Raw genomic sequence first — 25681 nt, forward strand, 5'->3', positions numbered from 1 at the left:
ATGTCCACGGCAGAAGGTCAGTCCACGCCAGAAAATCCGGTCAGCGTCGCTGATTTCCGCGCCGCCATGCGGCTCATCGTCGGCAATGTCAGCGTCATCACCGCCGGCGTCGGCGATGACCGTACCGGCCTCGTCGTCATTTCCGTGGTGTCGCTGTCGGCCGAGCCGCCGAAGGTGATCGCCTGCGTCAACCGCTCCTCATCGACCTGGCCGATCATCGAGCGCTACCGGCATTTCGGCGTCAACTCGCTCGGGCCCCAGCACCAGCAGGTTGCCGAGCGCTTCTCCGGCTTCGGCGGCATCAAGGGCAAGGATCGTTACAAGGGCGCCGAATGGACGACGCTGAAGACGGGCGCGTCGCTGCTGTGCGACGCGGTGGCCGCTTTCGACTGCAGCCTCGACGAGATGATCGATCGCGGCACGCATTCGATCGTCATCGGTTCGGTCGAGGCGGTGAGGACGCAGGATGCCGGACAGGCCCTGATCTATTGGCGCGGCGGCTATCGGCCGTTGGAAGCCTGAGGACCCATTGATCAGACCGAGGCTTTCTCGGCCAGCACCATGTAGTTGACGTCCATGTCCTTCGAGCGCTGCCAGCGGTCGGCCAGTGGGTGATAGATGACGCCGGTGCGGTCGATCACCGTGAGACCGGCCGCGCCCAGTGCCTTTGCCAGCTCCTCCGGCCGCACCAGCTTGCCGAACTGATGCGTGCCGCGCGGCAGCCAGCGCAACACATATTCGGCGCCGATGATGGCAAGGCCAAGCGCTTTCAGCGTGCGGTTGATGGTGGCGACGAACATGATGCCGCCGGGGCGGACCATCTGCCCGCATTTGGCGACGAACAGGTCGACATCGGCGACATGCTCGACCACTTCCATGTTCAGGATGACATCGAAGACCTCGCCGGCATCGGCTAGCGCCTCGGCCGTGGTGGCGCGGTAGTCGACGCTGACGCCGGCCTCCGCCGCATGTAGCTTCGCCACTTCGATGTTGGTCGCGGAAGCATCGGCGCCGACCACTTCGGCGCCAAGCCTGGCCATCGGCTCGCACAAAAGCCCGCCGCCGCAGCCGATATCGAGGAAGCGCAGGCCATCGAAAGGCCGCGCCGCGCGCGGATCGCGGCCAAAACGCGCCGCCACCTGGTCGCGGATATAGGCAAGCCGCACCGGGTTGAACTTGTGCAGCGGACGGAACTTGCCGTTCGGATTCCACCATTCGGCGGCAAGGGCGGAGAAGCGCTCGACTTCTCCGGCATCGATGGTCGATCGGCGGGGCTCTGGCATAGGCGGGTCTCCAGCGCATGATCCCGAAAATTGGAATCGATTTCGGAAAGGATCATGCACAAAGTCAAAGTGCTACAATGTCCTGCGTCCCAAAGGACGCGCGGCGCTGACGTTAGGAAGTCGGGCGCGGGGGAGGGAATGTCAAGGCAGGTTTTTTCAGCTGCCGCCAAGCTCTCGTGCTGTCAGCACGTGGCAGCTTGGTCGGGCAGATGGTGAAACGGGATTGTGACTTCGCGCGAATGGGACGGCATAGACTGTTCGAAAAGGAACGCGATCATGCGACCTCACACGTCGATCCTCTGGCGCCGTCTCGACCTTGAAGGCCACGATGCCTGCCTGCTTTGTGCGACCCAGAGCGGTTGGCGGCTCAAGGGCCATGCCCTCTTCCTCCATGACGGCCAGCCCTGCAGCCTTGCCTATGCGGCGGATTGCGATGCCGGCTGGCGCACGCGTTTCGCAAGTGTCGACGGGTTTCTCGGCACGCAAACCTTGCGCTACGAGGTCGAACGGCTGGCCGACGGCCGATGGACGCTGAATGGCGCGGAGCAGGCGGAGGTTGCCGGGCTTGTCGATGTCGACCTCGGCTTCACGCCGGCAACGAACCTGCTGGCGATCCGCCGCTTCGACCTTGCCGTCGGCGCTGCGGCGCCTGCCCCGGCGGCCTATCTGGCCTTTCCGGAGCTAAGGCTTGAACGTCTGGACCAGACCTACCGTCGCCTCGACGACAGCCGCTACGCCTATGCCGCGCCGAAATTCGGCTACGACCAGGTGTTGGACGTCTCGCCGTCCGGCTTCATTGTCGACTATCCAGGACTGTGGAAGGCCATCGCGCTGCGTTGAGCATCCTCGACCGGCTAAAGCGCGTCGCGCTGAAGCGGATTCAGGCGACGCGCTTTAAGGCTTTGTTTCCATGCATGTCGTTATCGCAAAACCGCCGCACACTTTTGCGCGACATGCATTAGATTTTCGACAGCGCGACCGCCGCGTGCCTCATGTCGACGCTGGCCGGGTCGATCGCCTGAACCGCCTCGCTGGCGCCGATCTCGGCCATGATGCGGTCCGCCGCCGCCTGGGCCTGTTCCAGGCTCTGCCAGCGCACGACGTCCACCCAGCTTCCATCCTCGCACCTGCCGAGCTGCCGGCTTAGGAAGCCCGGCTGCCGGGCAAGCCAATCCGTCATGACCCCGACAAAGCCGGCTTCGGTGCCGGGCTTCAGGCGGAAGGTGACGATTTCCAGGGTCTCGGACATGAGAATCTCCAACGGGCCGTTTCGGCAGTCTTGTGGCATGACCGGCGACAGGAATCCGTCAGGATGAGTGGTGCCGGGCCGGCTAATAAGTGCGCTCGCTTGCGAAGCCTTGCTGTTTTGGCTAAGGAGGCCGCGCATTTCCGCGCTTGGTCACCCTGGCGTTTCCTCCCGTTCCGGCCTTGAGCCGGCTTGAGTCAAAGGCATTTCGCTTCCATGGCGCGTATCGTGATGAAATTCGGCGGAACCTCGGTCGCCGACATCGCCCGCATCCGCAATGTGGCGCGCCATGTCAAACGCGAGGTCGATGCCGGTCACGACGTCGCCGTGGTGGTCTCGGCCATGGCCGGCAAGACCAACGAGCTGGTCGGCTGGACCCGCGAAGCCTCGCCCATGCACGACGCGCGCGAATATGACGCCGTTGTCGCTTCGGGCGAGCAGGTCACGGCCGGCCTGTTGGCGATCACGTTGCAGAACATGGGCATTCATGCACGATCCTGGCAGGGCTGGCAGATCCCGATCAAGACCGACAATGCCCATGGCGCGGCGCGCATCCTCGACATCGACGGCGCCTTCCTGATCAAGCGCTTCGGCGAGGGCCAGGTGGCGGTCATCGCCGGGTTCCAGGGCATCGGGCCGGACAACCGTATCGCGACGCTTGGCCGCGGCGGCTCCGACACCAGCGCCGTGGCGATCGCCGCGGCGGTCAAGGCCGACCGATGCGACATCTATACCGACGTCGACGGCGTCTACACGACCGACCCTCGCATCGAGCCGAAATCCCGGCGTCTCGCCAAGATTTCGTTCGAGGAAATGCTCGAAATGGCTTCGCTCGGCGCCAAGGTGCTGCAGGTGCGCTCGGTTGAGCTTGCCATGGTACACAGGGTGCGTACCTTCGTGCGGTCGTCCTTCGACGATCCCGATGCGCCCGGAATGGGGGATTTGCTCAATCCGCCCGGAACGCTCATTTGCGACGAGGAAGAGATCGTGGAACAGCAGGTCGTCACCGGAATTGCCTACGCCAAGGACGAAGCGCAGATTTCGCTGCGCCGCGTCGGCGACCGTCCAGGCGTCGCCGCCGGCATCTTCGGTCCGCTGGCCGAGGCCAACATCAATGTCGACATGATCGTCCAGAACATTTCCGAGGACGGCAAATTCACCGACATGACCTTCACCGTGCCGTCCGGCGACGTCGACAAGGCGCTTGGCGTGCTGGAGAAGCTGAAGCCCGAAGTCGGCTACGACGTCGTGCAGTCGGAAGCCGGCATGTCGAAGGTTTCGGTCATCGGCATCGGTATGAGGAGCCACGCCGGCGTCGCCGCCACCGCCTTCAAGGCGCTGGCCGACAAGGCGATCAATATCCGCGCCATCACCACGTCCGAGATCAAAATTTCGATACTGATCGACGGTCCCTATACGGAACTGGCGGTTCGCACTTTGCATTCCGTCTACGGTCTGGATAAGCAATAGCAAGAACTGAGTCAGTTGTTGCGTGAACGCCGGCCGCAGGAGAAACTGCGGCGGGCGAGATGGCCATTGGAGAACAAGCCGCGATGCGTGATACGGCCAGTGGCCCGCGCGTTCTGCTCAAACGGCTTCGCGAGCTCATGCAAGAGCCGCTGGAGCCGCAGGAGCGGCTCGACCGCATCGTGCGCGACATCGCCTCCAACATGGTCGCCGAAGTCTGCTCGCTCTATGTGCTGCGCGCCGACTCGGTGCTCGAACTCTACGCCACCGAAGGTCTGAACCCGAACGCCGTCCACCTGGCGCAGCTCAGGCTCGGACAGGGCCTGGTCGGCACAATCGCCGCCAGCGCGCGGCCGCTCAATCTCTCCAACGCGCAGGAACATCCGGCCTTCGCCTACCTGCCGGAGACGGGCGAAGAGATCTACAATTCCTTCCTCGGCGTGCCGGTGCTGAGGGCAGGGCGCACGCTGGGCGTGCTGGTGGTGCAGAACAAGACCATGCGCCACTATCGCGACGACGAGGTCGAAGCGCTTGAAACGACGGCGATGGTGATCGCCGAGATGATCGCCACCGGCGATCTTGCCCGCCTCACCAAGCCGGGGCTGGAGCTCGACCTGCGCCGCCCGGCGAGCTTCACCGGCGTCTCCTTCAACGATGGCGTCGGTCTCGGCCATGTCGTGCTGCACGAGCCGCGCATCGTCGTCACCAACCTGTTCAACGAGGACAGCGAGGAGGAGGTGCGCCGGCTGCAGTCCTCGCTCGGCTCGCTGCGCCTCTCCATCGACGACATGCTGGAGCGGCGCGAGGTCGCCTTCGAGGGCGAGCACCGCGAGGTGCTCGAAGCCTACCGCATGTTCGCTAATGACAGTGGTTGGGTGCGTCGGCTGGAAGAGGCGATCCGCAACGGCCTGACGGCGGAAGCCGCGGTCGAAAAGGTGCAAAGCGACATGCGCGCGCGCATGCTGCACATGACCGATCCCTATCTGCGCGAGCGGATGAGCGATTTCGACGATCTCGCCAACCGGCTGTTGCGCCAGCTGATGGGGCGCGGGCCGGAGGATGTCGCGGCCGCGCTGCCCAAGGACGCCATCATCGTCGCCCGCTCGATGGGCGCGGCCGAACTGCTCGACTATCCGCGCGACAAGCTGCGCGGCCTGGTGCTCGAGGACGGCGCCGCCACCAGCCATGTCGTGATCGTCGCGCGCGCCATGGGCATTCCGGTCGCCGGACAGGTGAAGGGCGCCGTTTCCATGGCGGAAAACGGCGACGCCATCATCGTCGACGGCGAGGAAGGCACCATCCATCTCAGGCCGCAATCCGACCTGGAAGCCGCCTATGCCGAAAAGGTCCGGTTCCGGGCCCGACGGCAGGAAGTCTACCGTGAGCTGCGCAAGAAGCCGTCGCTGACCAGGGACGGGATTCCGGTCGATCTCCTGATGAATGCGGGCCTTGCCGTCGACCTGCCGCAGCTTACCGAGTCGGGCGCCGCCGGCATCGGCCTGTTCCGCACCGAGCTGCAGTTCATGGTTGCCTCGACCTTCCCGCGCGCCGAGGCGCAGGAGCGGCTCTATCGTGATGTGCTCGACGCCGCGCGCGGCAAACCGGTCACTTTCCGCACCATCGACATCGGCGGCGACAAGGTGCTGCCTTACTTCAAGGGCGCGATCCAGGAAGAGAACCCGGCGCTGGGCTGGCGGGCGATCCGGCTGACGCTCGATCGTCCTGGCCTGCTCAGGACGCAGATCCGGGCGCTGCTCAAAGCCAGCGGTGGCCGCGAACTGAAGCTGATGCTGCCCATGGTCACCGAGCTGTCGGAAGTCGCGCAGGCGCGCGAGATCATCGACCGCGAGGTCCGGCATTTGTCGCGCTTCGCGCACCACCTGCCCACCAGCCTCAAGCTCGGCGCGATGCTGGAAGTGCCCTCGCTCCTGTTCCAGCTCGACGAATTGATGAAGGCGGTGGATTTCGTCTCGGTCGGCTCCAACGACCTCTTCCAGTTCGTCATGGCGGTCGACCGCGGCAATACGCAGCTTGCCGACCGCTTCGACACGCTTTCGGCGCCGTTCCTGCGGGTGCTGAAGACGATCGCCGATGCCGGCGCCCGCAATCACACGCCGGTGACGCTTTGCGGCGAGCTGGCCGGCAAGCCGATCTCGGCGATGGCGCTGATCGGCCTCGGCTTCCGTTCGATCTCGATGTCGCCGGCCTCGATCGGCCCGGTCAAGGCGATGCTGACCGAACTTCCGCTGCAGGAACTGCAGGCCTTCTTCAGGGACAATCTGATGGCGCCCGCCCAGGGTACGCCGATGCGGGCGCTGCTGCAGGCCTTTGCCGACGATCGTTCGATTCCGCTCTAGATTCACGTGAGGGCGGTCTGCAAATGGCGATTTTCCGCGCTTCCGGCCTTCGCCGGCCGAAGCATTCATGAGTGGCGTGGCAGTTGAATTAAGGCTATGGCCGGCGCAGGCCGGTGCTCATGTACCTAAATGTACATTCCGCTCCGGTACTCGAAACTCGCTATTTTCCGACCGGCCCTGACGTGAATTTCATTGAAGTTCCAAGACCATGATCAACCTGCCCCGCGACCGTATGGATCAAGTCGTCAAGCGTTTCGACATGCTCGAGGCGCAGATGTCGGCCGGGCCCGCCGCCGATCAATACGTCAAGATGGCCTCCGAATATGCCGACATCCAGGAGATGGTGGGCAAGATCCGGGCATTGCGCGCCGCCGAGCAGGAGCAGACGGACCTCGAGTCGATGCTGGCCGACAAGGCGACCGATGCCGATATGCGCGCGCTGGCCGAGGCGGACCTGCCGGAAGTCGAGAGCCGCATCGAAGCGCTGCAGAAGGACATCCAGATCCTGCTTCTGCCCAAGGATGCGGCCGACGAGAGGAACGCCATCCTCGAAATCCGCGCCGGCACCGGCGGCGACGAAGCGGCCTTGTTCGCCGGCGATCTGTTCCGCATGTATGAGCGTTATGCCGCCTCGCGTGGCTGGCGCTTCGAGACGGTGTCGGCGAGCGACGGCGAGGTAGGCGGCTATAAGGAAATCATCGCCTCGGTGTCGGGCAAGGGCGTGTTCGCGCATCTGAAGTTCGAATCCGGCGTGCACCGCGTCCAGCGTGTGCCGGAAACCGAGGCCGGCGGACGCATCCACACCTCGGCTGCGACAGTGGCGGTGCTGCCGGAGGCCGAAGAGGTCGATATCGAGATCCGGGCCGAGGATATCCGCATCGACACGATGCGGGCCTCGGGTTCGGGCGGCCAGCACGTCAACACCACCGATTCGGCGGTTCGCATTACCCATTTGCCGACCGGCATCATGGTGGTGCAGGCGGAAAAGTCGCAACACCAGAACCGGGCACGCGCCATGCAGATCCTGCGCGCGCGGCTCTACGACCTGGAGCGCAGCCGGGCCGACGAGGAACGCTCGTCCTCGCGAAAGTCGCAGGTCGGCTCGGGCGACCGGTCGGAGCGCATCCGCACCTATAATTTCCCGCAAGGGCGCGTCACCGACCACCGCATCAACCTCACGCTCTACAAGCTCGACCGGGTGATGATGGGCGAGCTCGACGAGGTGGTCGACGCGCTGATCGCCGACCATCAGTCGAAGCTGCTTGCCGATATGAGCCTCGATGGCTGACCAACTGCCCGCGGCGCTCGGGCCGCTGCTCAGGGTGGCGCGCGGGCGCCTGGCCGCCGCCGGCATTGCCGATCCGGCGCTCGATTCCCGGCTGATCGTCGAGCATTTCTCCGGCACGACCCGCACCCAGGCCATTGCCGAAGCGGAGCAAAAGGTGGGTTCCGCGGCGCTTTCGGCCATCGAAGCGGCCCTCAGGCGTCGCATCGCAGGCGAGCCGGTACACCGTATCCTCGGCTACCGCGAATTCTACGGTTTGCGCCTGTCGCTTTCGCCGGAGACGCTGGAGCCCCGGCCGGACACCGAGACGCTGGTCGACGCCGTCCTGCCGTTCGCCCGGGCAACGGCCGAAAGGCTCGGGGAATGCCGTATTCTCGATCTCGGCACGGGCACCGGAGCCATCGCGCTGGCCCTGCTCGGCGCCGTTCCGGCCGCGACTGCGACAGGCGTCGATATTTCGCCCGATGCATTGGCGACCGCGGCCGGAAACGCCCGGGACCTGGGGTTCGGCGAGCGCTTCAAAGCCTTGCATTCCAACTGGTTCGAAAAAGTTTTGGGCCGTTACCATGTAATTGCCTCGAACCCTCCCTATATACCCAGTGGAGACATTGGAAATCTGCAGGACGAGGTCCGCGATTTCGACCCGCGCCCGGCCCTTGATGGCGGCACGGACGGTTTGGACCCTTACAGGGTCATCGCCGCCGAAGCGGCTGCATTTCTGGAAGCGCAAGGCAAGGTAGCGGTCGAGATCGGCTACACGCAGAAAAACGAGGTCAGCGGAATATTCGCGGCAGCCGGCTATGTGTTAACCGGGACACATCGCGACCTCGGTGGCAATGACAGAGTTCTGGTGTTCGAGCGTTGAAAGCCCTGATGCAGTGCGAAAAAACCGCTTGGCAACACCGGGGAATGCAGTTAGGGTCCGGCTCAACCGGATGAGACGAAGCAGGCAGTGCTCCCAGCGATTCGGTTTTCCTTGGAAATAGCTGCCTTCTTGCGCAAACGACGCCCAAGCTTCGTGCGGGAATCATCTGGCAAGTGATGTAACCGGAACAGGATGGCACGTGGCGCCAACGCAATTGATGCGGGCGAACGCCAGTGAAGAAACGAAACGGCTGGCCGCATGAGCGCCTCCGTTCGTGAAGAGTTTTTCGAAAATTCACTATGAAGAGAGTCTAATGAGGCCACAACAGCAGAACAGGCGCATGCGCGGTCGCAACAACAATGGCGGCGGTGGCAACAACAACAACAACCGCAAGGGGCCGAATCCCCTGACCCGCACTTACGAGAGCAACGGCCCGGACGTGAAGATCCGCGGGTCGGCTCAGCAGATCGCCGAGAAATACGCCACGCTCGCCCGTGACGCGCAAAGCTCCGGCGACAGGGTGATGGCGGAAAACTATCTCCAGCACGCCGAGCACTACAATCGCATCATTGCCGCCGCGCAGGCGCAGATGCCGATCCAGAATGTCCAGCAGAACCGCGACGACTTCGATGACGATCTCGACGAGGATCGCGAAGAGTTCGACAATAACGGCGGCAATGGCGCCGACGCGCCGGCCGCGGCGAACGGCTCCGGACCGCAGCCGGTGATCGAAGGCACGCCGGCGGAACTCGCCTACAACCAGGAAAGCGGCCGCGACAACAACAATCGCCGCGACAGTGGCCAGCGGGATGGGGGGCAGCGCGACAACAATGGCCGCGACCGCAATCGCGACCGCCGCAACGGCGGCTTTGGCCAGAACGGCCAGCGCGGCGAAAATGGCCAGCGCGGCGAGCAGGGCGGCCAGCAGTTCGACCAGAACCGCCGCAATGAGGCGCAGCCTGAGGCAGCCGGCGAGGCTGGTTCACAGGCCGAGCAGACGCCGCAGTTCGACAGCTTTTCGCCGGCAGCCCTTGCCGCCCAGGCCGAGCTCAACGAAGCCGCCATGGACAATGGCGGCGGTCGCCGGCCGCGGCGCCCGCGCCGCCCGCGCGGCAGTTATGCCGATCAGGCGGGCAGTGGCGAACAGGGCGGTCAGCCAGAAGGTGCGAGCCCCGAAGGTTCGAGCGCCGAAAAGTCAGCTGAAGCGCATAGCGCCATGAACAATGGCGACGAGGCCAGCGCCAGGCCCGCCGAAGAGGCAAGGCCGGCGAGCGAGCCTGCCGCCGGCGAGCCGGCGCCGGTTGCCAGCGAAGCAGGCGAGCCTGTTGCCGCCGACGCGAACAACTGATCCAGAAGCCATTTCGGATATTGCAAACGGCGGAGAGCATTCTCCGCCGTTTTTGTTTTTGCGGGCGGTGGAATAATATGGCGTGCCGATAGAGCGTTTCACCGTTTCACGAAAACGGCGAACTGCTCTCTCTTTTTTGCTTTACGCAATTCCGAACGGAAAACCACATCACACTTTTCCTGGAATTGCGCTAGCCAGACGTCTTGAGAGCCTGCCGCCCGCGCACCATATCTCGCCAGGAAACAGGGTTCGGCTCTTATGGGCGGGCCCGTCACCGCAATCTGATCCGGTGCCGCAAAGCGGGCCGGTGATGGAAGGAGACAGAGAATGAATCTTGAGAAATACTCGGAGCGCGTGCGCGGCTTCATCCAGTCCGCGCAGACCATGGCGCTCTCGCGCAACCACCAGCAATTCACGCCCGAACATATGCTCAAGGTGCTCGTCGACGACGACGAGGGCCTTGCCGCATCCCTGATCGAGCGCGCCGGCGGCAATGTCCGCGATGTCAAGCTCGGCGTCGAGGCGGCGCTCGAAGCCATGCCCAAGGTCGAGGGCGGCAATGGCCAGCTCTACCTGGCCCAGCCTCTTGCCAAGGTGTTTTCGACCGCCGAGGACCTCGCCAAGAAGGCCGGCGACAGCTTCGTCACCGTCGAGCGGCTGCTGCAAGCGCTGGTCATGGAGAAGTCGGCCAAGACCGCCGACATCCTGTCCAAGGCGGGCGTCACCGCGCAGGCGCTTAACCAGGTCATCAACGATATCCGCAAGGGTCGCACAGCCGACTCGGCCAGCGCCGAGCAGAGCTATGACGCGCTGAAGAAATACGCGCGCGACCTCACCGCCGACGCCCGCGCCGGCAAGCTCGATCCGGTCATCGGCCGCGACGACGAGATCCGCCGCACCATCCAGGTGCTGTCGCGGCGCACCAAGAACAACCCCGTGCTGATCGGCGAGCCGGGCGTCGGCAAGACCGCCATCGCCGAGGGCTTGGCGTTGCGCATCGTCAATGGCGACGTGCCGGAATCGCTGAAGGACAAGCAGTTGATGGCGCTCGACATGGGCGCGCTGATTGCCGGCGCCAAATATCGCGGCGAGTTCGAGGAGCGGCTGAAGGCCGTGCTCAACGAGGTTACCTCGGCCAACGGCAACATCATCCTGTTCATCGACGAGATGCACACGCTGGTCGGCGCCGGCAAGGCGGACGGCGCGATGGACGCATCGAACCTGTTGAAGCCCGCGCTGGCGCGCGGCGAACTGCACTGCGTCGGCGCGACCACGCTCGACGAATACCGCAAGCATGTCGAAAAGGATGCCGCGCTTGCCCGCCGTTTCCAGCCCGTCTTCGTCGACGAGCCGACGGTGGAAGACACGGTTTCGATCCTGCGCGGCCTGAAGGAGAAGTACGAGCAGCACCACAAGGTGCGCATCTCCGATTCCGCGCTTGTATCGGCGGCGACGCTTTCCAACCGCTACATCGCCGACCGCTTCCTGCCGGACAAGGCAATCGACCTGGTCGACGAGGCGGCGTCCAGGCTGCGCATGCAGGTCGATTCCAAGCCCGAGGCGCTGGACGAGATCGACCGCCGCATCATGCAGCTCAAGATCGAGCGCGAGGCGCTGAAGGTCGAGAAGGACGAGGCTTCGAAGGACCGGCTTGCCCGGCTGGAGAAGGAACTCGCCGACCTCGAGGAGGAATCGAGCGAACTGACCACGAAGTGGCAGGCCGAGAAGCAGAAGCTTGGCCTTGCCGCCGACCTGAAGAAGCAGCTCGACGAGACGCGCAATGAACTGGCGATCGCGCAGCGCAAGGGCGAGTTCCAGCGCGCCGGCGAGCTTGCCTATGGCAAGATCCCAGAGCTCGAGAAGAAGCTCAAGGAAGCCGAGTCGCAGGACGGCAAGACCGGCATGGTGGAAGAGGTGGTCACACCCGACCATGTCGCGCATGTCGTGTCGCGCTGGACCGGCATTCCGGTCGACAAGATGCTGGAAGGGCAGCGCGAGAAGCTGTTGCGCATGGAAGACGAGATCGGCAAGCGCGTCGTGGGCCAGGGCGAAGCCGTGCAGGCGGTGTCCAAGGCCGTGCGCCGCGCCCGCGCCGGGCTGCAGGATCCGAACCGGCCGATCGGCTCGTTCATGTTCCTCGGACCGACCGGTGTCGGCAAGACCGAGCTCACCAAGGCGCTGGCCAGCTTCCTGTTCGACGACGAGACGGCGCTGGTGCGCATCGACATGTCGGAGTTCATGGAAAAGCACTCCGTCGCCCGGCTGATCGGCGCGCCTCCCGGCTATGTCGGCTATGAGGAAGGCGGCGCGCTGACCGAAGCGGTGCGGCGCCGGCCGTATCAGGTCGTGCTTTTCGACGAGATCGAGAAGGCGCATCCGGATGTGTTCAACGTGCTGCTGCAGGTGCTCGACGACGGAAGGCTGACCGATGGCCAGGGCCGCACGGTCGACTTCCGCAACACGCTGATCATCATGACGTCCAACCTCGGCGCCGAATATCTGGTCAACCTCAGCGACGACCAGGATGTCGATGCGGTGCGCGACGAGGTGATGGCCGTGGTGAAGGCCTCGTTTCGGCCGGAGTTCCTCAACCGCGTCGACGAGGTGATCCTGTTCCACCGCCTGCGCCGGCAGGACATGGACCGCATCGTCGAGATCCAGCTCAAGCGGCTGGAGAACCTGCTCGTCGACCGCAAGATCGTGCTGTCGCTCGATCACGACGCGATCGAGTGGCTGGCCTCGAAGGGCTACGATCCGGCATATGGCGCCAGGCCGCTGAAGCGGGTGATGCAGAAGGAGCTGCAGGACCCGCTGGCGGAGAAGATCCTGCTCGGCGAGATCCTCGACGGTTCGACCGTCAAGGTCACCGCGGGTTCCGACCGGTTGAACTTCCGCTCGAAGCCGACGGTGGTGGCGACGGAAGCCGCCGCCTGACTCCGGGCAAGTTGAAACGAAAGGGCGCGTCGCATCGGACTGGTGCGGCGCGCTTTGTTATTCCCGGCGACCGCGCATAATCGGCTGCCGATTCGAATGGCTGGGAAGAACTCGATGAAGCTCGACGACTATAACGGCTTCTGCGCCTCGCTGCCCGCTGCGACGCATGTGGTCCAGTGGGGCGGGGCCCATGTCTGGAAGGTCGGCGGCAAGGTGTTTGCCATTGGCGGCTGGAACGAGGGCGGCCAGCTTTTCGTCACCTTCAAATGCTCCGAGATGGCCTATGACGTGCTGAAGGATCAGCCGGGCTGCCGGCCGGCGCCTTATCTTGCCTCGCGCGGCATGAAATGGATCCAGCGTCAGACAAGCCAAAGCATGGATGATGCGGCGCTCGAGGACTATCTGCGCGAGAGCCATCGCCTGGTCGTCCTCAAGCTGACCAAACAGGCACGTAACGAATTGGGGCTTGCCAAAGACTAAAGCGCGTCGCGCTGAAGCGGATTCCACAGTACACGACGCAAGGGTGAGGACGGCTTGAAGTGATTTGATTGGAGGATTCTTCGCCAAAAGGATCCGCCGATGCCGATCACGATTCACACCGCCCTCATCGAGACCCTAAGCCGTCATTTTGCACTGCGCAATTCGCGCCTGGAAACACTCGCGGTTCTGATCATCGGCATGGTTCAAGGCCGCACGGTCAATCTGAGCCATGTGGCGAGCCAGTTTCCGGGGGCCGCGCAACACGGGTCGAACTATCGCCGCCTGCAGCGCTTCTTCCAGTCGATCCGGCTGGATCAGGCACTCGTCGCGCAGCTCGTCGTGCGCATGCTGAACCTGTCGCGGCCCAAATGCCTGGCGCTCGATCGCACCAGCTGGAAGGTCGGCTGCAAGGACATCAACATTCTCATGCTGGCCATCGTGACGCGACGCTTTCGCGTACCGCTGCTGTGGACGGTGCTCGACCACCAGGGCAACAGCAATACGCACCAGCGCATCGAGTTGATGCGGCGCTATCTCGACCTGTTCGGCGCGGCTTCGATCGAACTGCTGCTCGCCGACCGCGAGTTCATCGGCGCCGATTGGGTCAAATTCCTGATGCAAAACAAGGTCCCGTTTGCCATTCGCGTCAAGGTCGGCCAGTGCGTCGCCCTGGCCGATGGAAAGCTCTGGACACTCCAGACCCTGCTGAGAAAGCGCCGCAAGAGCCGCAGCGTCACGACGCTTGAGGCCGGCCTGCCGGCTGCATCCGTCCGTTTATCCTTCGCTGCCAAATGGATCGACGGCAGAAAAGGCCAGCAGGGCGAATGGCTCATCGTCATGACCAACAGCCAGGACGCCAAGGCCGCCATCATAGCCTACAAGAGCCGTTGGGCCGTCGAATGCCTGTTCGGCGATGCCAAGACCCGCGGCTTCAACATCGAAGACACCAGAATGACCGCGCCAGACAAGATCGATACCCTGACAGCCATTCTCGCCATCGCAATCACATGGGCCTATCGATGTGCAACCCAAACCATGGGTATGAAGGCCATCAAGCGAAAGGCCCACGGCCGACGCGAAAAGTCATGGTTCCGCATCGGACTAGACGCCCTCAGGGCATGGATCAACTTCTCACCCCAAAACGCTCTAACCGCATGGCTCAGCGCTTTCCCTAAGACCATCAAAACCCAATGAGTCGTGTACTGTGAGCGGATTCGGGCGACGCGCTTTAAGGCTTTGTTTTCATGCATGTCGTTATCGCACAACCGCTGCACACTTTTGCGCGACACGCATTAGCTGATATTCCTCAAGGCACCGGAAGACCGCCATCTTCATGCCCGGTTCATGTTGGAACCTTAACTTGGGTAACTGGTTTGCTGGCGAAGGGTTCGCCCGCCAGAAGCCCAGTCGACCGGAGAGCTTGACCCGCATGCTGCGCTTGATCTTTTCCCTTTCGGCACTCGCGGCCGGGCTGGTGTCTTCCTGTGCGTTCGCCACGCCGAGCGTGGATGGCGCGCAGAGCGCGCGCCCGACCGAGCGCGGCGCGCTGATGCTGGCTCAGGAAGGCAATATCGACATCTACTACGACGCCAGGGGCAACCGCGTCCTGGTCGATGCAGATACCGGCAAGGTCATCGCCATCCAGCCGCCAGGCAGCAAGCTCGATCGCCGCGCGCTTCGCCGGCAGATGCGCATGCAGGAACTCGGCCGCGCGCCGGCCGAGGACGACGACCGCTACTATCTCGACAATCCCGAGGACATGGCCCGCTTCCGCCGCCGGCAACTGGAGGAAAACGGCCGCGTCATCCCGCCACCGGTCGATGAGTACGACCCCAACGACGACAATTCCGTCGATGCCTATCCGCCGGCGCCCAACAACGATGAAGGCTATGCGACCACCTATCCGGAGGCGCCGAAGTCCAACACCATCAAGCGCCAGCCGCTGAACGAGGCGTCGATCGACCCGGAGCAGCCGGGCCAGGGCGAAGTGCTGCAGACCAATCCCGACGCCCAGCCGTCGCCGGACACCGGCGGCAAGGCCACCGTCGATCCATCGCTGTCGCTCGGGGTGCGCCAGGACGTCGCCGCGCTGCAGGTGCTGCTCGACCGCGGCGGCGCCTCGCCGGGCGTGATCGACGGGCGCTTCGGCTCGAATGTCGACAAGGCGCTGGCCGCCTACAACGAGATCAACGGCACCAGTTTGAAATCGACCGATGAAGTCGGCATCCAGGCGGCGCTTGCCCAGTCGGGCGGCGACGCCTTTGCCTCCTACACGATTACGCCGGAGGATGCGGCCGGCCACTATCTCGCCTCGATCCCCGAGGACTACAGCCAGAAGGCCAGGCTCGACTGCATGTGCTACACCTCGGTCACCGAGGCGCTGGCCGAGCGCTTCCACATGGACGAGACCTATCTGAAGTCGATCAACAAAGGGGTCGACTTCAATCGCCCCGGCACGATGATCAAGGTCGCCAATTTCGGCAAGCTGGTGTCGACGCCGGTGGCGCGCGTTGTCGCCGACAAGACCAAGAAGGAAGTCTACGCCTATGATGCGGGCGGCAAGCTGGTCGCGGCCTATCCGGCGACCATCGGCTCGGCCGACACGCCTTCGCCGACCGGCATTCACGCCGTCTCGCGCGTCGCGCTCGATCCGAACTACACCTACAACCCGAACATCAATTTCAAGCAGGGCCAGAACGACAAGATTCTCATGATCCCGCCGGGGCCGAACGGTCCGGTCGGCTCGGTGTGGATCGCGCTCGATAAGCCGACCTACGGCATCCACGGCACGCCCGATCCCTCCAAGATCGGCAAGACCGAGAGCCATGGCTGCGTGCGCCTGACCAATTGGGATGCGCGAGAGCTTGCCAAATTGGTGTCGCCTGGTGTGACCGTCGAATTCGTCGGCGGCTCTTCAGCCGACTATGTGGCGCAGCAGTGAGCTGCGTGGCGCGGTGGCGTAGACGAGCTGCACAACCAGGATGAAGCCGACGCTGAGCAGCGGGCTGATGAGACAGAGCGCCGCGCCGATCGCCCATAGGATCTGCGCCTTGACGATGCGCAGGTAGACAGTACGCGTCGTTTGCGCATCGACGCCTTCGGCCAGGAAGCCGTTTTTCTCGGCGTAACGCCAGCTGGCAAGCAAGGTGAGACCGAGCATCAGCAGGTTCAGCCAGTAGACAAGCACCGCAAGCCTGAATTCGAGGAAATCGGCCAGAAGGTCGGTGGAGAACGGCAATAGCGCGATGAAGGCTAGAAAGCAGAGGTTCAGCGTCGCCAGCCGCCGGTCCGACTTTGCGATCAGCCCATGCTGCGCCTGCTGGCCGAACCAGAAGATGGTCAGCGTCAAAAAGCTCAGCGCGTAGGTCAGGAAGCGCGGCGCCAGCGCCAGGATTGCCGAAAGCAATTCACCTTCGGAATGGACCGCCTCATGCGATGGCACCCTGATCTCCAGCACGATGAGCGTAAGCGCGATGGCGAAGACGCCGTCGGTGATGCCGACGATGCGTCCGCGCGATTCGGCCGACGGTTCAAGCGGTCGTTTCATGCGGGCGTCCCCTTTGCCTGGCGGCTCTCTGCGGAACGTTAACATGCCATGTGCCGTTTGCATCCGGGCAGATGTCACCCTGCCCATGCGGCCAGCTCGAAACTGGGTTCAAACACAGCAAGGTGCTGGCCGGTTGTTGCGGAAGCATTGGAGGTTTAAGCAGGCTGTCATGAAATCTCCAGGCGAAGCTGCCGCTATCCCGCTGACCGGATCCGCTCAGAACGGCACGTTCTGTCCGCAATCTCAACGCCGGTATGTGCTGATCGCGGCGATCCTGGCTTCGGCGCTCGGCTTCATCGACGGTTCGGTCCTGGCGATTGCAATGCCCGCGTTACGCGTCGATCTCGGCGCCAGCCTGGCGCAGGCGCAGTGGATCTCCAACGCCTATGCGCTGACGCTTTCGGCGCTGATTCTGGCGGGCGGTGCTGCCGGCGACCGGTTTGGCCTGCGGCGTGCCTTCGTGACCGGGATCGCGCTGTTCGTCGCCGCGTCGCTTGCCTGCGCCCTGGCGCCCAATCCCACCGTGCTGATCGCCTTCCGCGCCATCCAGGGCATCGGTGCGGCGATCATGGTGCCGGGCAGCCTTGCCATCATCGCCAAATCCTATCCGAAAAAGGAGCGCGGCCGGGCGATCGGCATCTGGGCGGCGGCCTCGGCGCTGACGACGGCGCTTGGCCCGGTGCTGGGCGGCTTTGTGCTGTCGGCCTTCGGCAACGGCATCTGGCGTGCGATCTTCGCCATCAACCTGCCGCTCGGGCTGGTTTCCATCTATCTGCTTTTGGCCAAGGTCCCGGCCGACCAGCCGACCGAAAAGCGCAGCCTCGATCTCGGCGGCGCCGGGCTGGCGACGCTCGCTTTCGGAGCGCTGGCCTACGGGCTGACGGCGATGAACGCCGAGGGCGACGGGCTGATACCGGTCCCGGCGATCGTCGCCGGGGCGGTCCTGCTTGTCGTCTTCGTCCTCTATGAGCGCTGGCAGCGCGAGCCGATGATCGATCTCAGCCTGTTTGGCATCAAGGCTTTCGCCGGCGCCAACCTGGCGACGTTCTTCCTTTATTTCGCGCTGTCGGCCAATCTGTTCTACCTGCCGATGCTGCTGATCGCCGGCTGGGGGCTGAGTTCGGCCGAGGCCGGTTTCATCTTCCTGCCGCTATCGGTATTGATCGCGTTGCTGTCAGGACCGGTCGGCCAATGGTCGGACCGGATCGGGCCGCGCCTGCCGATCGCCGGCGGCAGCCTTGTCGTGGCCATCGGCTTTGGCGGCCTCGCGCTGCTCACCTATGCCGGGATCCACAATTTCTGGACCGGCATCTTTCCGCTGATGGGGCTGATGGGGCTCGGCATGGCGCTGGTCGTGTCGCCGCTGTCGACGGCAGTCATGACATCGGTCGAGGACAAGGACACGGGTGCGGCGTCCGGCATCAACAATGCCGTCTCTCGCGTTGGCGGCCTGATCGCGGTGGCGGCGATGGGATCGCTGGCTGCAATCGTCTATGCGCGGATGACCGGCGGCGTCTCCGGAATTCCCGGCTTTGGCGAACCGCCGGCGTCCGGGCTCGCTGCCAATGTCGATGCGGCGAGGATTGCGGCAAGCGATTGGGCTTTTGCTGTGGTCGCCGCGGTCACGGCGCTGCTTTGCGTTTTATCGTCGGTCATCGCCTGGTTCACCGCATCCGGGCAGGCATCGCCCTGGCCCCAGCAGGCAGCGGATTAGAGTGTGTACCCATAAAATCGAGGCTCGCGAGCGCGGCTTGACCCATATCCGCTATCCGGCTGTCATCACAGCATCTGAGACGAAGAGCCGCTCAGGGCAGATATTGTTGCAAAAGTCTTTTTTGGGGTGGCGAAGGAAAAATCCCAGAGCCGCTGATGCCTTTTGGGCGCGACGATATGAGGGACCGTATCGTTTCACCTAAAATCGCTCACGGATCTTCGTCGTAGCCTTGAAAAGCGATGCAGCAGCGGGCAGATCCAACAATCGACTTTCGCGAGATTTTTAGGGTCGTTCGATTTTCGACTTTTGCAACAATATTGGCAAGTTGCAGATATGGCGAAGGCGCTTGTTCGAGGTCAATCGGATACTTGTACTTCCGAGCCGTCCGACCGCGCGCGGCCTCCGCCGGCGCGTCGAGCGGCCCGGTAACGGCCTGGAGACTGTTCGTTATATCGATGAAACAGCTTCGAAAACGCCGCCGCTGTCTCGTAGCCGACCCGGTTCGCAATCCGTGCGATGGACTCATCGCTGGTTTCTAGCAGGAACGCCGCCTCCGCCATCCGGCGTTCGATCACATAACGTTGCATGGACTGGCCGACGAGCTTCGTAAAACGCGCCGCAAATGCCGAGCGGCCGAGCCCGACGCGACGGCCAAGGTCGCTCAGGGTCCAGGGCCGCTCCGGGCTTTCGTGAATCAGCTTGAGCGCCGGTCCGATATGCCGATCAGATATAGCCCCGAGCCAGCCGCCTTGTCCGGGACCGAGGGACGCGATCCAGCTTCGGAGCGCCTCGACAAAGAGCACTTCCGTCAGTCGTGAAAGCGCGACGCGTTGGCCGGGACGCTCGAGCGCGGACTCGCTGACCATGCGGCGCAGGATGGCTTCGAGCCAGCCACCGTCCGCCGTCGGCTTCAGCAGGAGCACAGGCGGAAGCAGCTCCAGCACGCTGCCGAACATCGGCCGGGACACTGTGAAATTGCCGCAGATCATGGTCGAGAGCGGCTTTGCGCGGCTGCCGTGACGAATGACGCCAAACCGCGACGACGCTCGATCGATATCCACGATCCGCAAAGGCTCGGCCCGGCGATCCGAATAGAACACATGGGGCTCGCCGCGTGTGATGACGACGAAATCGCCCTCGGTCATCTGGATTTCCTCTCCCTGTTCGAGCGCAAGCGTCGCCGAGCCCCGGCTGAGATAGTGAAACAACGCGTAAGGGCGCGCCGGCAGCTCCAGATTCCAGGGATGGCCCAGCTCGAAGTGATACAGCAGCGTCCCGCCGAGACGAACACGATCGAGCACCTGGGCGAGGATATCCATGCCGCCCAGATTAGACCGGTGGACGATCGGACACAACATGCGGACGATTGATCCCTACCGTCCGGAATGCCTGCAGACTACTTCATGCCGCGGCGGGCCGACGTCACGTGCGGCAACCATCTCGCCAACGGCAGATGGAAGAACCGCGACCTTGTGGAAACGCCTGCCCATTTCCCTACGGACCTCATTCCGTCCGATACGCAAAGGACCATTCAATGCGAAATATCCTCTTCTCAGCCGCCGCACTCCTGGCCGGATCGACATTGGTCGGCTCAGCCAATTCTGCCGAACTGCCCAAGGGAGCAGCCCACAACATCGTGCTCGTGCACGGCGCGTTCGTGGACCAGACGAGCTGGCAGCCCGTCGCCGATATCCTCACGAAAAAAGGCTACAACGTCACGCTTGTCGAAAATCCGCTCACCTCGCTCAACGCCGACGTCGATGCCACCAAACAGGCGCTCGCGAAGCAGGCCGGCAAGACCGTTCTGGTCGGCCACTCCTGGGGCGGCGTGGTGATCACGCAAGCCGGCGACGATCCCAAGGTTTCGGCGCTGGTCTACGTCTCCGCCTTCGCGCCCGATGTCGGCGAATCCCTGGCATCGCTGTCAAAAGCCGGCCCGCCGACTGAAGGCGGCAACGCGATCCATCCCGACGCGAAGGGCAATTTGTACATTGACCCGAAGGTGTTTCCATCGGCGGTCGCGGCTGACCTTCCGCCCGAGATCGCCGAGCACCTGGCCAACGCGCAGATACCATTGGGTCTCGCTGCGTTCGAGGCTCCCGTGACCATTGCAGCCTGGCGTGACAAGCCGACGTTCGATGTCATCACCACGAAGGACAAGGTCATCGCGCCCGATGCCCAGAAGTCGTTCGCAGCCAGGATGAAGGCTCAGACGACGGAAGTCGCCGGCAGCCATGCCTCGCTCGTCGTCCATGCGAAGGAAGTCGCCGAGGTCATCGCAAAGGCAACGCTCGCGAAGTGACGATACCGCTCCCGGCGCTTCCGCGCCGGGAGCGTGCACGCTCGCTCAGAGGAATCTGGAACGCCTCGGACCGCGATGGCGCAAACGCGGCGAAGCGCCGGCGACATCCTGGAGAAGGCCTCGGTCGCGGCGCTACGACGATCCCTCACTCGATCATTTTATGCCAAGCATCCGGAGGATGACATGACTCAACTCGACATCACAGGCCAGGACGCCGCCACACTCGAAACGGCGCCGACCCGTTACATCGAAGGCAACGGAATTCGCTTCGCTTATCGCCGTCTCGGCCCCGCGACCGGAACTCCGCTGATTCTTCTGCAGCACTTCTCGGGCAACATCGATGCGTGGGATCCCGCCGTCGTCAACGCTCTGGCCGCTGATCGCCCCGTGATCGCGTTTGACAATGCAGGGGTCGGCCGCTCGACCGGTCAAACGCCCGACAACGTCGCGGCGATGGCGCGAGACGCTGTCGATTTCGTCGACTTGCTCGGTCTCTTCGAAGTGGACCTGCTCGGCTTTTCTCTCGGCGGCTGCGTCGCTCAGCAGATCGCCGCCGAGCACGGACAACTGGTCCGCAAGCTCATACTCGTCGGTACTGCGCCGAAAGGCGGAGAGGAACACCTGTTAGCGGTTCTGCAGGACGCGTTTTCCCAAACCGATGCGCCGGACCCCCGTCTGCCGCTGTTCTTCACGAACTCACCCGCCAGCCAGTCCTCCGGCTTGGCTTTTCTGAAGAGGACGAAGGTGCGTCAGGACGATCGGGACACCGACAACGGCAGCGCGGTCACCGATCCGCAGGCCAAGGCTCTGATCACCTGGTGCGCCACGCCTGATCCCGGGCACGCCGTTTTGCGCGCCATCCGCCAGCCCACTCTTGTTGTCAGCGGCAGCCGCGACACCATGCTGCCCGCGAGCAACGCCTACGCAATGTTCAAGCAACTCAGCAACGCTCAGTTAATCCTCTATCCCGATTCAGGGCACGGCTCCCTGTTTCAGCACCATGAGATGTTCGTCAGCCACGTCCGGACCTTCCTAGAAGCGCAGCCCGCGACTGCATGATCCAGGCGCGTTCCGACGCCATCGGACGCACCCTTATCAATGAGAGTTGTTACAGAGGATAAAATGACAATCGCCAAAGTCGAGGTGGAACGTTTCAGCCTCACGAGCTCAAAACCATTCGACGTTGTTGTGGCCGCCTTCAAGTCCGCGGTCGGACAGCCTGACATAGTCGAATTTTTCAAAGAGACGAGAGCGACCAATTCCTTCCCGGATTTGGAGCGCGTTGTACAACGCAGCCTCGGCCGAACGGACCTTATGCTCTTCGTGCAATTCGACCTGGGCGATATTCTGCGTCGCGAAACCGGATCCAAGACGCCTAACATCATGCGGTTTGTGGTCGGCAATCCACTCATCATGAAAGAAATGGTCAAGCACGTGCCCGAGGCTGGATCCTACGCTCCAGTCACAGTGCTTATTGATGAGCGTACCGACGGGGTGCACGTCTCTTATGACAAAATGGAGGGTTATCTGCTGCATTATGGCAGTTCGGAAGCCCTTACCGTCGCTCGAGCTCTCGATACGAAAATCATAGCCTTGCTGCGCGAATGCGCGAGCTAAATCGTCCTGAGGACGTCTTCGGTCGATCGAAGCGGGTAAGTCATATCAATCGCGGAACGCGAAGGGCGTTATCATGACGCGAGCCAGACGTTGGAAGGGAAATTCCCGCATGTACAAGACACTTCTTGTCGCCCTCGCTGCCTCAGCTTTTTCTATCGGAGCCGTCGCAGCAGCTCCCGCCGTCAGGAAAGAGCCGCTGGATGCTGCGAGCCTCAGTGCGATAAAATCGAGGTTCGGCAGGCTGATGGAACTGGCCAACAACCACGATTTCAAGGCTCTGCATGGGATGTTCTGGCAATCGCCCTCGACTTTATTGGTGGCTAAGAGCGCGATCCAGTCCGAGGGAAACTGGGCCGGCTTTTGGGGCAACGAGGCGGTTGATCAAAAGCTGCATGATATCGGTAGCTCCGGTCCGGTCGTGCTCGAGCCGGATTATTCGAAGTTCAAGGTTGTCGGCCTGACGCGCGACGTCGCAGAGTCCTATGTGCCGATGAACATCGCGGTCTCTTATGCAGGGCAGGACGGAACAGCCAGACCGTTTCTAATGATCATCAATTGGCTTCGCGTCGGGAAGGACTGGAAGGTCGCCTCCGAAATCATTCTGCCGGTGCCGCCTGTACCCGCCACAAAGGGCTAAGTGCGTCGATACTGGCGGATTGCCCGTTCGCCTCGAACCGACGATCGGTGAGGCTCATGATAACCGGCTCGTCGCCGAGCTGCTATCTGATCTGAAATCAGGGGCTCTGTTGCTCGCTGATCGTGGAGACGATGCAGATTGGATCAGAGAATTTGCCGGGGAGCGCGGGGCATGGCCAACATTCCACCAAAACGCAACCGCAAAGAACCCCACCTGCTTTAGCCCCTATCTTTACCGGGCACGCAATCTGGTCGAGCGGTTCTTCAACCGGATCAAGCAATGTCGGCGGGTCGCCACGCGATATGACAAACTCGCGGCCAACTGCCTTGCGTTCATCAAGCTCGCAGCCATTCGGATTTGGCTACGCGCCATTTGGCTACGCGCTTATGAGTCCACGCCCTAGTTCGGAAGCTGCGAATCAGTCTTGGCGCTGGCAACCTTCAGCGAGTTGCCGTCTTCCTGCTTCAGGAGATCGTCGATGCGCTCGCGCTCGCGCTTGAAGGCAACGAGATCGTCGCCCTTCAGCACCTTGCCGACCGGCAGACGCACACGCATCGGGTCGACCTTGGTGCCGTTGACGATCAGCTCGTAGTGAAGATGCGGGCCGGTGGCGAGGCCGGTCTGGCCGAGATAGCCGATCGTCTGGCCCTGGCGCACGCGCACTCCCGGCTCGATGCCTTTGGCGAAAGCGCTCTGGTGATTGTAGGAGGTCTCGTAGCCATTGGCGTGGCGGATGATGATCTGCTTGCCGTAGCCGCCGGCCCAACCGACCTTTTCGACGACGCCGTTGCCGGCGGCGATGATCGGCGTGCCGATGGGCGCTGCCCAGTCGACGCCGGTATGCATGCGCACATAGCCCAGAATCGGGTGCCGGCGCGCGCCGAAGCCGGAACGGAATTTGCCGGCGGGCAGCGGATTGCGCAGCAGGAACTGCTCGGCGCTCGAACCATTTTCGTCGAAATAGTCGGTGCCGCCGTCCTGCATCTGGAAGCGGTAGAAATTGCGCGTCTGGCCGCCGAAGGTCGCCGATACATAAAGAAGCTCGGAATCGTCGGAGGTCTGGTCGTCGCCATCAGGCTGCGAGAACAGGACCTCGAGGCGGTCGGCCGGTGAAATCCGCGACTGGAAGTCGACGTCGGAGGCGAGAAGCTTGATCAGCTTCTGCGTCATCGCTTTCGACATGCCGTAGGAATAGGCGGCGCGGTAGATGCCGTCATAGACATTTGGCAGGTTGCCGCGCACCACGATGGGCTGCGAATCGTCGAACGCCGTCAAAAGCTCGGGATTGCCCTCCGGCTCCTGCGCCGGCACATACTGGCCACGGTCGTCGAGTGCTATGGTGACGATGTGCGTGGTCTTGTCGTAGACGCTGGTGCGCACGACCTTGGCTATGTCGCCGCGCACCTCGAGGCCAACGCGCAGCACCGTTCCGGCCTTCAGCGCCGGGGCGTTCAAGAGCTTGCCGATCGCCTCCGCCATGCCGGTGGCGTCGTCGCCGGTGTAGCCCGAATCGGCATAGGCCTCGGCGATATCGGTATCCTTGGTGAAGGGAATGATTTCCTCGGCGAAGGCCGGCGTCTGATCGTCGGGCGTGGCGCGCGGCGCCACCGAAACATTTTCCTGCGTGATCTTCACGTCATAGGAGCCGGCCATCGACTCGGCGAAGGCATCGCCGAATCGCTGCGGATCGATATAGTGCAGCGCGGCCACCTGGACGGCGCCGTCGCTCAAACCGTTGCCGGCGTCCCGCACTACCTTTTCAACCTCGTCGGCGGAAAGATCGCTCTTTTCGTCGAAGGAAGCCGTCTCGATCGGGAAATCGACCGTCTTCAGGCTCATCTCGCTTTCGACCTTGGCGCCGTAGATCTGCCCGGCGACCGCGGTGGCCGTTGCGGGCTGCGCATTGTCGTCGCTGTCGTCGCCGAACACCTGCATCGGGTCGAACGGCGGGTAGGGGCGGTTGGTGGTGTGGCCGGCGGCCAAGGCCATCTTGATCTGCACGAAGGGCATGGTGTGGATAACGTCGCGGTCGCCGACCTTGGTGACCATCGACACTTCCATGCGCCGTCGGTCCTTTGCGCGGGCGATCTGGCGGGGTGCTACCAGCCTTGTGGTCTTTGCCTGCTCGCCGGAATCGTCGCCGCCGCTGGCAAGACCGATGAGCTCGGCGATTTCCGGCGGGGTCGCCAGTTGCTGGCGCCCGTCAAGGGCGGCGAACAACGCCACGCCCATCAGCACGCTCGAGGTCACGCCGGTAAGGAATGTGCCCGACAGCCAGCGGGCCGAGACCTCGCGGCGGTCCGGCGGACCGCTGCGGCCGTCCGCGATCAGCGGCGGCTCGTTGCCGAGTTCGGCTATGACATCTTCCGTGTCTGGCATCCAGAAAGGCTGCTTCTTCCCCGGGCGAACGGCTTGTCGTTCTCGTTGCGGCCATGACATTTGCCTGTCACGGCGGTTGAAGTCAACGAAACGGCATGCCGGGGCCGATATCCCCAATCATGCGTTCTGCGCACGGCGCTCTTGTCGTCTGTCGTGGGGGCGCCTCACACATACGCGCGCGCCTTCTTTATATGGGCTGGTTTCACGCCTCAATGCGGCG

General features: G+C 63.3%; 21 protein-coding genes and 1 pseudogene. 17 read left to right on the forward strand and 5 right to left on the reverse strand.

What is annotated here, in order from left to right; all coding sequences use genetic code 11:
• Positions 1 to 522, forward strand: a complete 522-nt coding sequence (locus FJ430_RS08150; RefSeq protein WP_140710998.1) for a flavin reductase family protein — start codon at positions 1 to 3, stop codon at positions 520 to 522.
• Between the two features lie 11 nt (positions 523 to 533).
• Here the strand turns inward: FJ430_RS08150 and ubiG are convergent, their stop codons facing one another.
• The gene (ubiG, locus tag FJ430_RS08155) at positions 534 to 1283 is read right to left on the reverse strand and encodes a bifunctional 2-polyprenyl-6-hydroxyphenol methylase/3-demethylubiquinol 3-O-methyltransferase UbiG (protein ID WP_140645249.1); all 750 of its coding nucleotides are present in this window, start codon (positions 1281 to 1283) and stop codon (positions 534 to 536) included.
• A 276-nt stretch (positions 1284 to 1559) separates the two neighbouring features.
• Here ubiG and FJ430_RS08160 point away from each other — a divergent pair, with 276 nt between their 5' ends.
• Complete coding sequence (locus FJ430_RS08160; RefSeq protein ID WP_140710999.1) at positions 1560 to 2123, forward strand: putative glycolipid-binding domain-containing protein; 564 nt, start codon at positions 1560 to 1562, stop codon at positions 2121 to 2123.
• A 118-nt stretch (positions 2124 to 2241) separates the two neighbouring features.
• Here FJ430_RS08160 and FJ430_RS08165 read toward each other — a convergent pair whose 3' ends face one another.
• A complete protein-coding gene (locus FJ430_RS08165; protein WP_140711000.1) occupies positions 2242 to 2532 on the reverse strand; it encodes an antibiotic biosynthesis monooxygenase family protein in 291 nt (96 codons plus the stop codon).
• A 213-nt stretch (positions 2533 to 2745) separates the two neighbouring features.
• Here FJ430_RS08165 and FJ430_RS08170 point away from each other — a divergent pair, with 213 nt between their 5' ends.
• The 9 genes from FJ430_RS08170 to FJ430_RS08210 all read left to right on the forward strand — a co-directional run bounded on the left by FJ430_RS08170 (position 2746) and on the right by FJ430_RS08210 (position 16206).
• Positions 2746 to 3999 (forward strand): aspartate kinase, encoded by a 1254-nt coding sequence (locus FJ430_RS08170; RefSeq protein WP_140711001.1) that lies wholly within the window; start codon positions 2746 to 2748, stop codon positions 3997 to 3999.
• A gap of 83 nt (positions 4000 to 4082) precedes the next feature.
• Complete coding sequence (gene ptsP / locus FJ430_RS08175; protein ID WP_140645253.1) at positions 4083 to 6353, forward strand: phosphoenolpyruvate--protein phosphotransferase; 2271 nt, start codon at positions 4083 to 4085, stop codon at positions 6351 to 6353.
• Between the two features lie 208 nt (positions 6354 to 6561).
• The gene (prfA, locus tag FJ430_RS08180; RefSeq protein ID WP_140711002.1) at positions 6562 to 7641 is read left to right on the forward strand and encodes a peptide chain release factor 1; all 1080 of its coding nucleotides are present in this window, start codon (positions 6562 to 6564) and stop codon (positions 7639 to 7641) included.
• A complete protein-coding gene (gene prmC / locus FJ430_RS08185; protein ID WP_140711003.1) occupies positions 7634 to 8503 on the forward strand; it encodes a peptide chain release factor N(5)-glutamine methyltransferase in 870 nt (289 codons plus the stop codon). The genes prfA and prmC overlap by 8 nt, the downstream gene beginning before the upstream one ends.
• Before the next feature lie 313 nt (positions 8504 to 8816).
• Positions 8817 to 9851, forward strand: coding sequence for a DUF4167 domain-containing protein (locus tag FJ430_RS08190; protein ID WP_226892110.1), 1035 nt, complete (start codon positions 8817 to 8819; stop codon positions 9849 to 9851).
• A 327-nt stretch (positions 9852 to 10178) separates the two neighbouring features.
• Positions 10179 to 12785, forward strand: a complete 2607-nt coding sequence (clpB, locus tag FJ430_RS08195; protein ID WP_140658889.1) for an ATP-dependent chaperone ClpB — start codon at positions 10179 to 10181, stop codon at positions 12783 to 12785.
• A gap of 114 nt (positions 12786 to 12899) precedes the next feature.
• Positions 12900 to 13265 carry an MmcQ/YjbR family DNA-binding protein gene (locus FJ430_RS08200; RefSeq protein WP_140711004.1) on the forward strand — a complete coding sequence of 122 codons (366 nt, stop codon included), beginning with the start codon at positions 12900 to 12902 and terminating at the stop codon, positions 13263 to 13265.
• A 99-nt stretch (positions 13266 to 13364) separates the two neighbouring features.
• Entirely contained in the window at positions 13365 to 14459 is a 1095-nt protein-coding gene (locus FJ430_RS08205) for an IS4 family transposase (RefSeq protein ID WP_226892111.1), read from the forward strand.
• A gap of 235 nt (positions 14460 to 14694) precedes the next feature.
• Complete coding sequence (locus FJ430_RS08210; protein WP_140709443.1) at positions 14695 to 16206, forward strand: L,D-transpeptidase family protein; 1512 nt, start codon at positions 14695 to 14697, stop codon at positions 16204 to 16206.
• Here FJ430_RS08210 and FJ430_RS08215 read toward each other — a convergent pair.
• Complete coding sequence (locus tag FJ430_RS08215; RefSeq protein ID WP_140645259.1) at positions 16180 to 16812, reverse strand: TMEM175 family protein; 633 nt, start codon at positions 16810 to 16812, stop codon at positions 16180 to 16182. The genes FJ430_RS08210 and FJ430_RS08215 overlap by 27 nt on opposite strands.
• A 169-nt stretch (positions 16813 to 16981) precedes the next feature.
• On the opposite strand from FJ430_RS08215, the gene FJ430_RS08220 reads away from it, so the two are divergent.
• On the forward strand, positions 16982 to 18526 hold the full coding sequence (locus tag FJ430_RS08220) for an MFS transporter (RefSeq protein ID WP_140709445.1): 1545 nt from the start codon (positions 16982 to 16984) through the stop codon (positions 18524 to 18526).
• 356 nt (positions 18527 to 18882) lie between these two features.
• Here FJ430_RS08220 and FJ430_RS08225 read toward each other — a convergent pair whose 3' ends face one another.
• The gene (locus FJ430_RS08225) at positions 18883 to 19845 is read right to left on the reverse strand and encodes an AraC family transcriptional regulator (protein WP_181175543.1); all 963 of its coding nucleotides are present in this window, start codon (positions 19843 to 19845) and stop codon (positions 18883 to 18885) included.
• 215 nt (positions 19846 to 20060) lie between these two features.
• On the opposite strand from FJ430_RS08225, the gene FJ430_RS08230 reads away from it, so the two are divergent.
• The 5 genes and pseudogenes from FJ430_RS08230 to FJ430_RS08250 form a co-directional block, all read left to right on the forward strand.
• The gene (locus FJ430_RS08230) at positions 20061 to 20828 is read left to right on the forward strand and encodes an alpha/beta hydrolase (protein WP_140709600.1); all 768 of its coding nucleotides are present in this window, start codon (positions 20061 to 20063) and stop codon (positions 20826 to 20828) included.
• 183 nt (positions 20829 to 21011) lie between these two features.
• Positions 21012 to 21887 (forward strand): alpha/beta fold hydrolase, encoded by an 876-nt coding sequence (locus FJ430_RS08235; protein ID WP_140709449.1) that lies wholly within the window; start codon positions 21012 to 21014, stop codon positions 21885 to 21887.
• A gap of 63 nt (positions 21888 to 21950) precedes the next feature.
• Entirely contained in the window at positions 21951 to 22445 is a 495-nt protein-coding gene (locus FJ430_RS08240; protein ID WP_140709451.1) for a DUF302 domain-containing protein, read from the forward strand.
• Between the two features lie 109 nt (positions 22446 to 22554).
• On the forward strand, positions 22555 to 23082 hold the full coding sequence (locus tag FJ430_RS08245) for a hypothetical protein (RefSeq protein ID WP_140709453.1): 528 nt from the start codon (positions 22555 to 22557) through the stop codon (positions 23080 to 23082).
• A 4-nt stretch (positions 23083 to 23086) separates the two neighbouring features.
• Positions 23087 to 23485: pseudogene (locus FJ430_RS08250) on the forward strand (IS5 family transposase); the annotation flags it as partial.
• On the opposite strand, the gene FJ430_RS08255 reads toward FJ430_RS08250, so the two are convergent.
• Complete coding sequence (locus FJ430_RS08255; protein WP_140709455.1) at positions 23482 to 25461, reverse strand: M23 family metallopeptidase; 1980 nt, start codon at positions 25459 to 25461, stop codon at positions 23482 to 23484. The pseudogene FJ430_RS08250 and the gene FJ430_RS08255 overlap by 4 nt on opposite strands.
• Positions 25462 to 25681 lie beyond the last annotated feature (220 nt).

The organism is Mesorhizobium sp. B2-8-5 (assembly GCF_006440675.2).
GTDB lineage: Bacteria > Pseudomonadota > Alphaproteobacteria > Rhizobiales > Rhizobiaceae > Mesorhizobium.

Coding starts and splice junctions, on each gene's coding strand:
- FJ430_RS08150 (WP_140710998.1), top strand. CDS start 1: ATGTCCACGGCAGAAGGTCAGTCCACGCCAGAAAATCCGGTCAGCGTC.
- ubiG (WP_140645249.1), bottom strand. CDS start 1,283: ATGCCAGAGCCCCGCCGATCGACCATCGATGCCGGAGAAGTCGAGCGC.
- FJ430_RS08160 (WP_140710999.1), top strand. CDS start 1,560: ATGCGACCTCACACGTCGATCCTCTGGCGCCGTCTCGACCTTGAAGGC.
- FJ430_RS08165 (WP_140711000.1), bottom strand. CDS start 2,532: ATGTCCGAGACCCTGGAAATCGTCACCTTCCGCCTGAAGCCCGGCACC.
- FJ430_RS08170 (WP_140711001.1), top strand. CDS start 2,746: ATGGCGCGTATCGTGATGAAATTCGGCGGAACCTCGGTCGCCGACATC.
- ptsP (WP_140645253.1), top strand. CDS start 4,083: ATGCGTGATACGGCCAGTGGCCCGCGCGTTCTGCTCAAACGGCTTCGC.
- prfA (WP_140711002.1), top strand. CDS start 6,562: ATGATCAACCTGCCCCGCGACCGTATGGATCAAGTCGTCAAGCGTTTC.
- prmC (WP_140711003.1), top strand. CDS start 7,634: ATGGCTGACCAACTGCCCGCGGCGCTCGGGCCGCTGCTCAGGGTGGCG.
- FJ430_RS08190 (WP_226892110.1), top strand. CDS start 8,817: ATGAGGCCACAACAGCAGAACAGGCGCATGCGCGGTCGCAACAACAAT.
- clpB (WP_140658889.1), top strand. CDS start 10,179: ATGAATCTTGAGAAATACTCGGAGCGCGTGCGCGGCTTCATCCAGTCC.
- FJ430_RS08200 (WP_140711004.1), top strand. CDS start 12,900: ATGAAGCTCGACGACTATAACGGCTTCTGCGCCTCGCTGCCCGCTGCG.
- FJ430_RS08205 (WP_226892111.1), top strand. CDS start 13,365: ATGCCGATCACGATTCACACCGCCCTCATCGAGACCCTAAGCCGTCAT.
- FJ430_RS08210 (WP_140709443.1), top strand. CDS start 14,695: ATGCTGCGCTTGATCTTTTCCCTTTCGGCACTCGCGGCCGGGCTGGTG.
- FJ430_RS08215 (WP_140645259.1), bottom strand. CDS start 16,812: ATGAAACGACCGCTTGAACCGTCGGCCGAATCGCGCGGACGCATCGTC.
- FJ430_RS08220 (WP_140709445.1), top strand. CDS start 16,982: ATGAAATCTCCAGGCGAAGCTGCCGCTATCCCGCTGACCGGATCCGCT.
- FJ430_RS08225 (WP_181175543.1), bottom strand. CDS start 19,845: ATGGATATCCTCGCCCAGGTGCTCGATCGTGTTCGTCTCGGCGGGACG.
- FJ430_RS08230 (WP_140709600.1), top strand. CDS start 20,061: ATGCGAAATATCCTCTTCTCAGCCGCCGCACTCCTGGCCGGATCGACA.
- FJ430_RS08235 (WP_140709449.1), top strand. CDS start 21,012: ATGACTCAACTCGACATCACAGGCCAGGACGCCGCCACACTCGAAACG.
- FJ430_RS08240 (WP_140709451.1), top strand. CDS start 21,951: ATGACAATCGCCAAAGTCGAGGTGGAACGTTTCAGCCTCACGAGCTCA.
- FJ430_RS08245 (WP_140709453.1), top strand. CDS start 22,555: ATGTACAAGACACTTCTTGTCGCCCTCGCTGCCTCAGCTTTTTCTATC.
- FJ430_RS08255 (WP_140709455.1), bottom strand. CDS start 25,461: ATGCCAGACACGGAAGATGTCATAGCCGAACTCGGCAACGAGCCGCCG.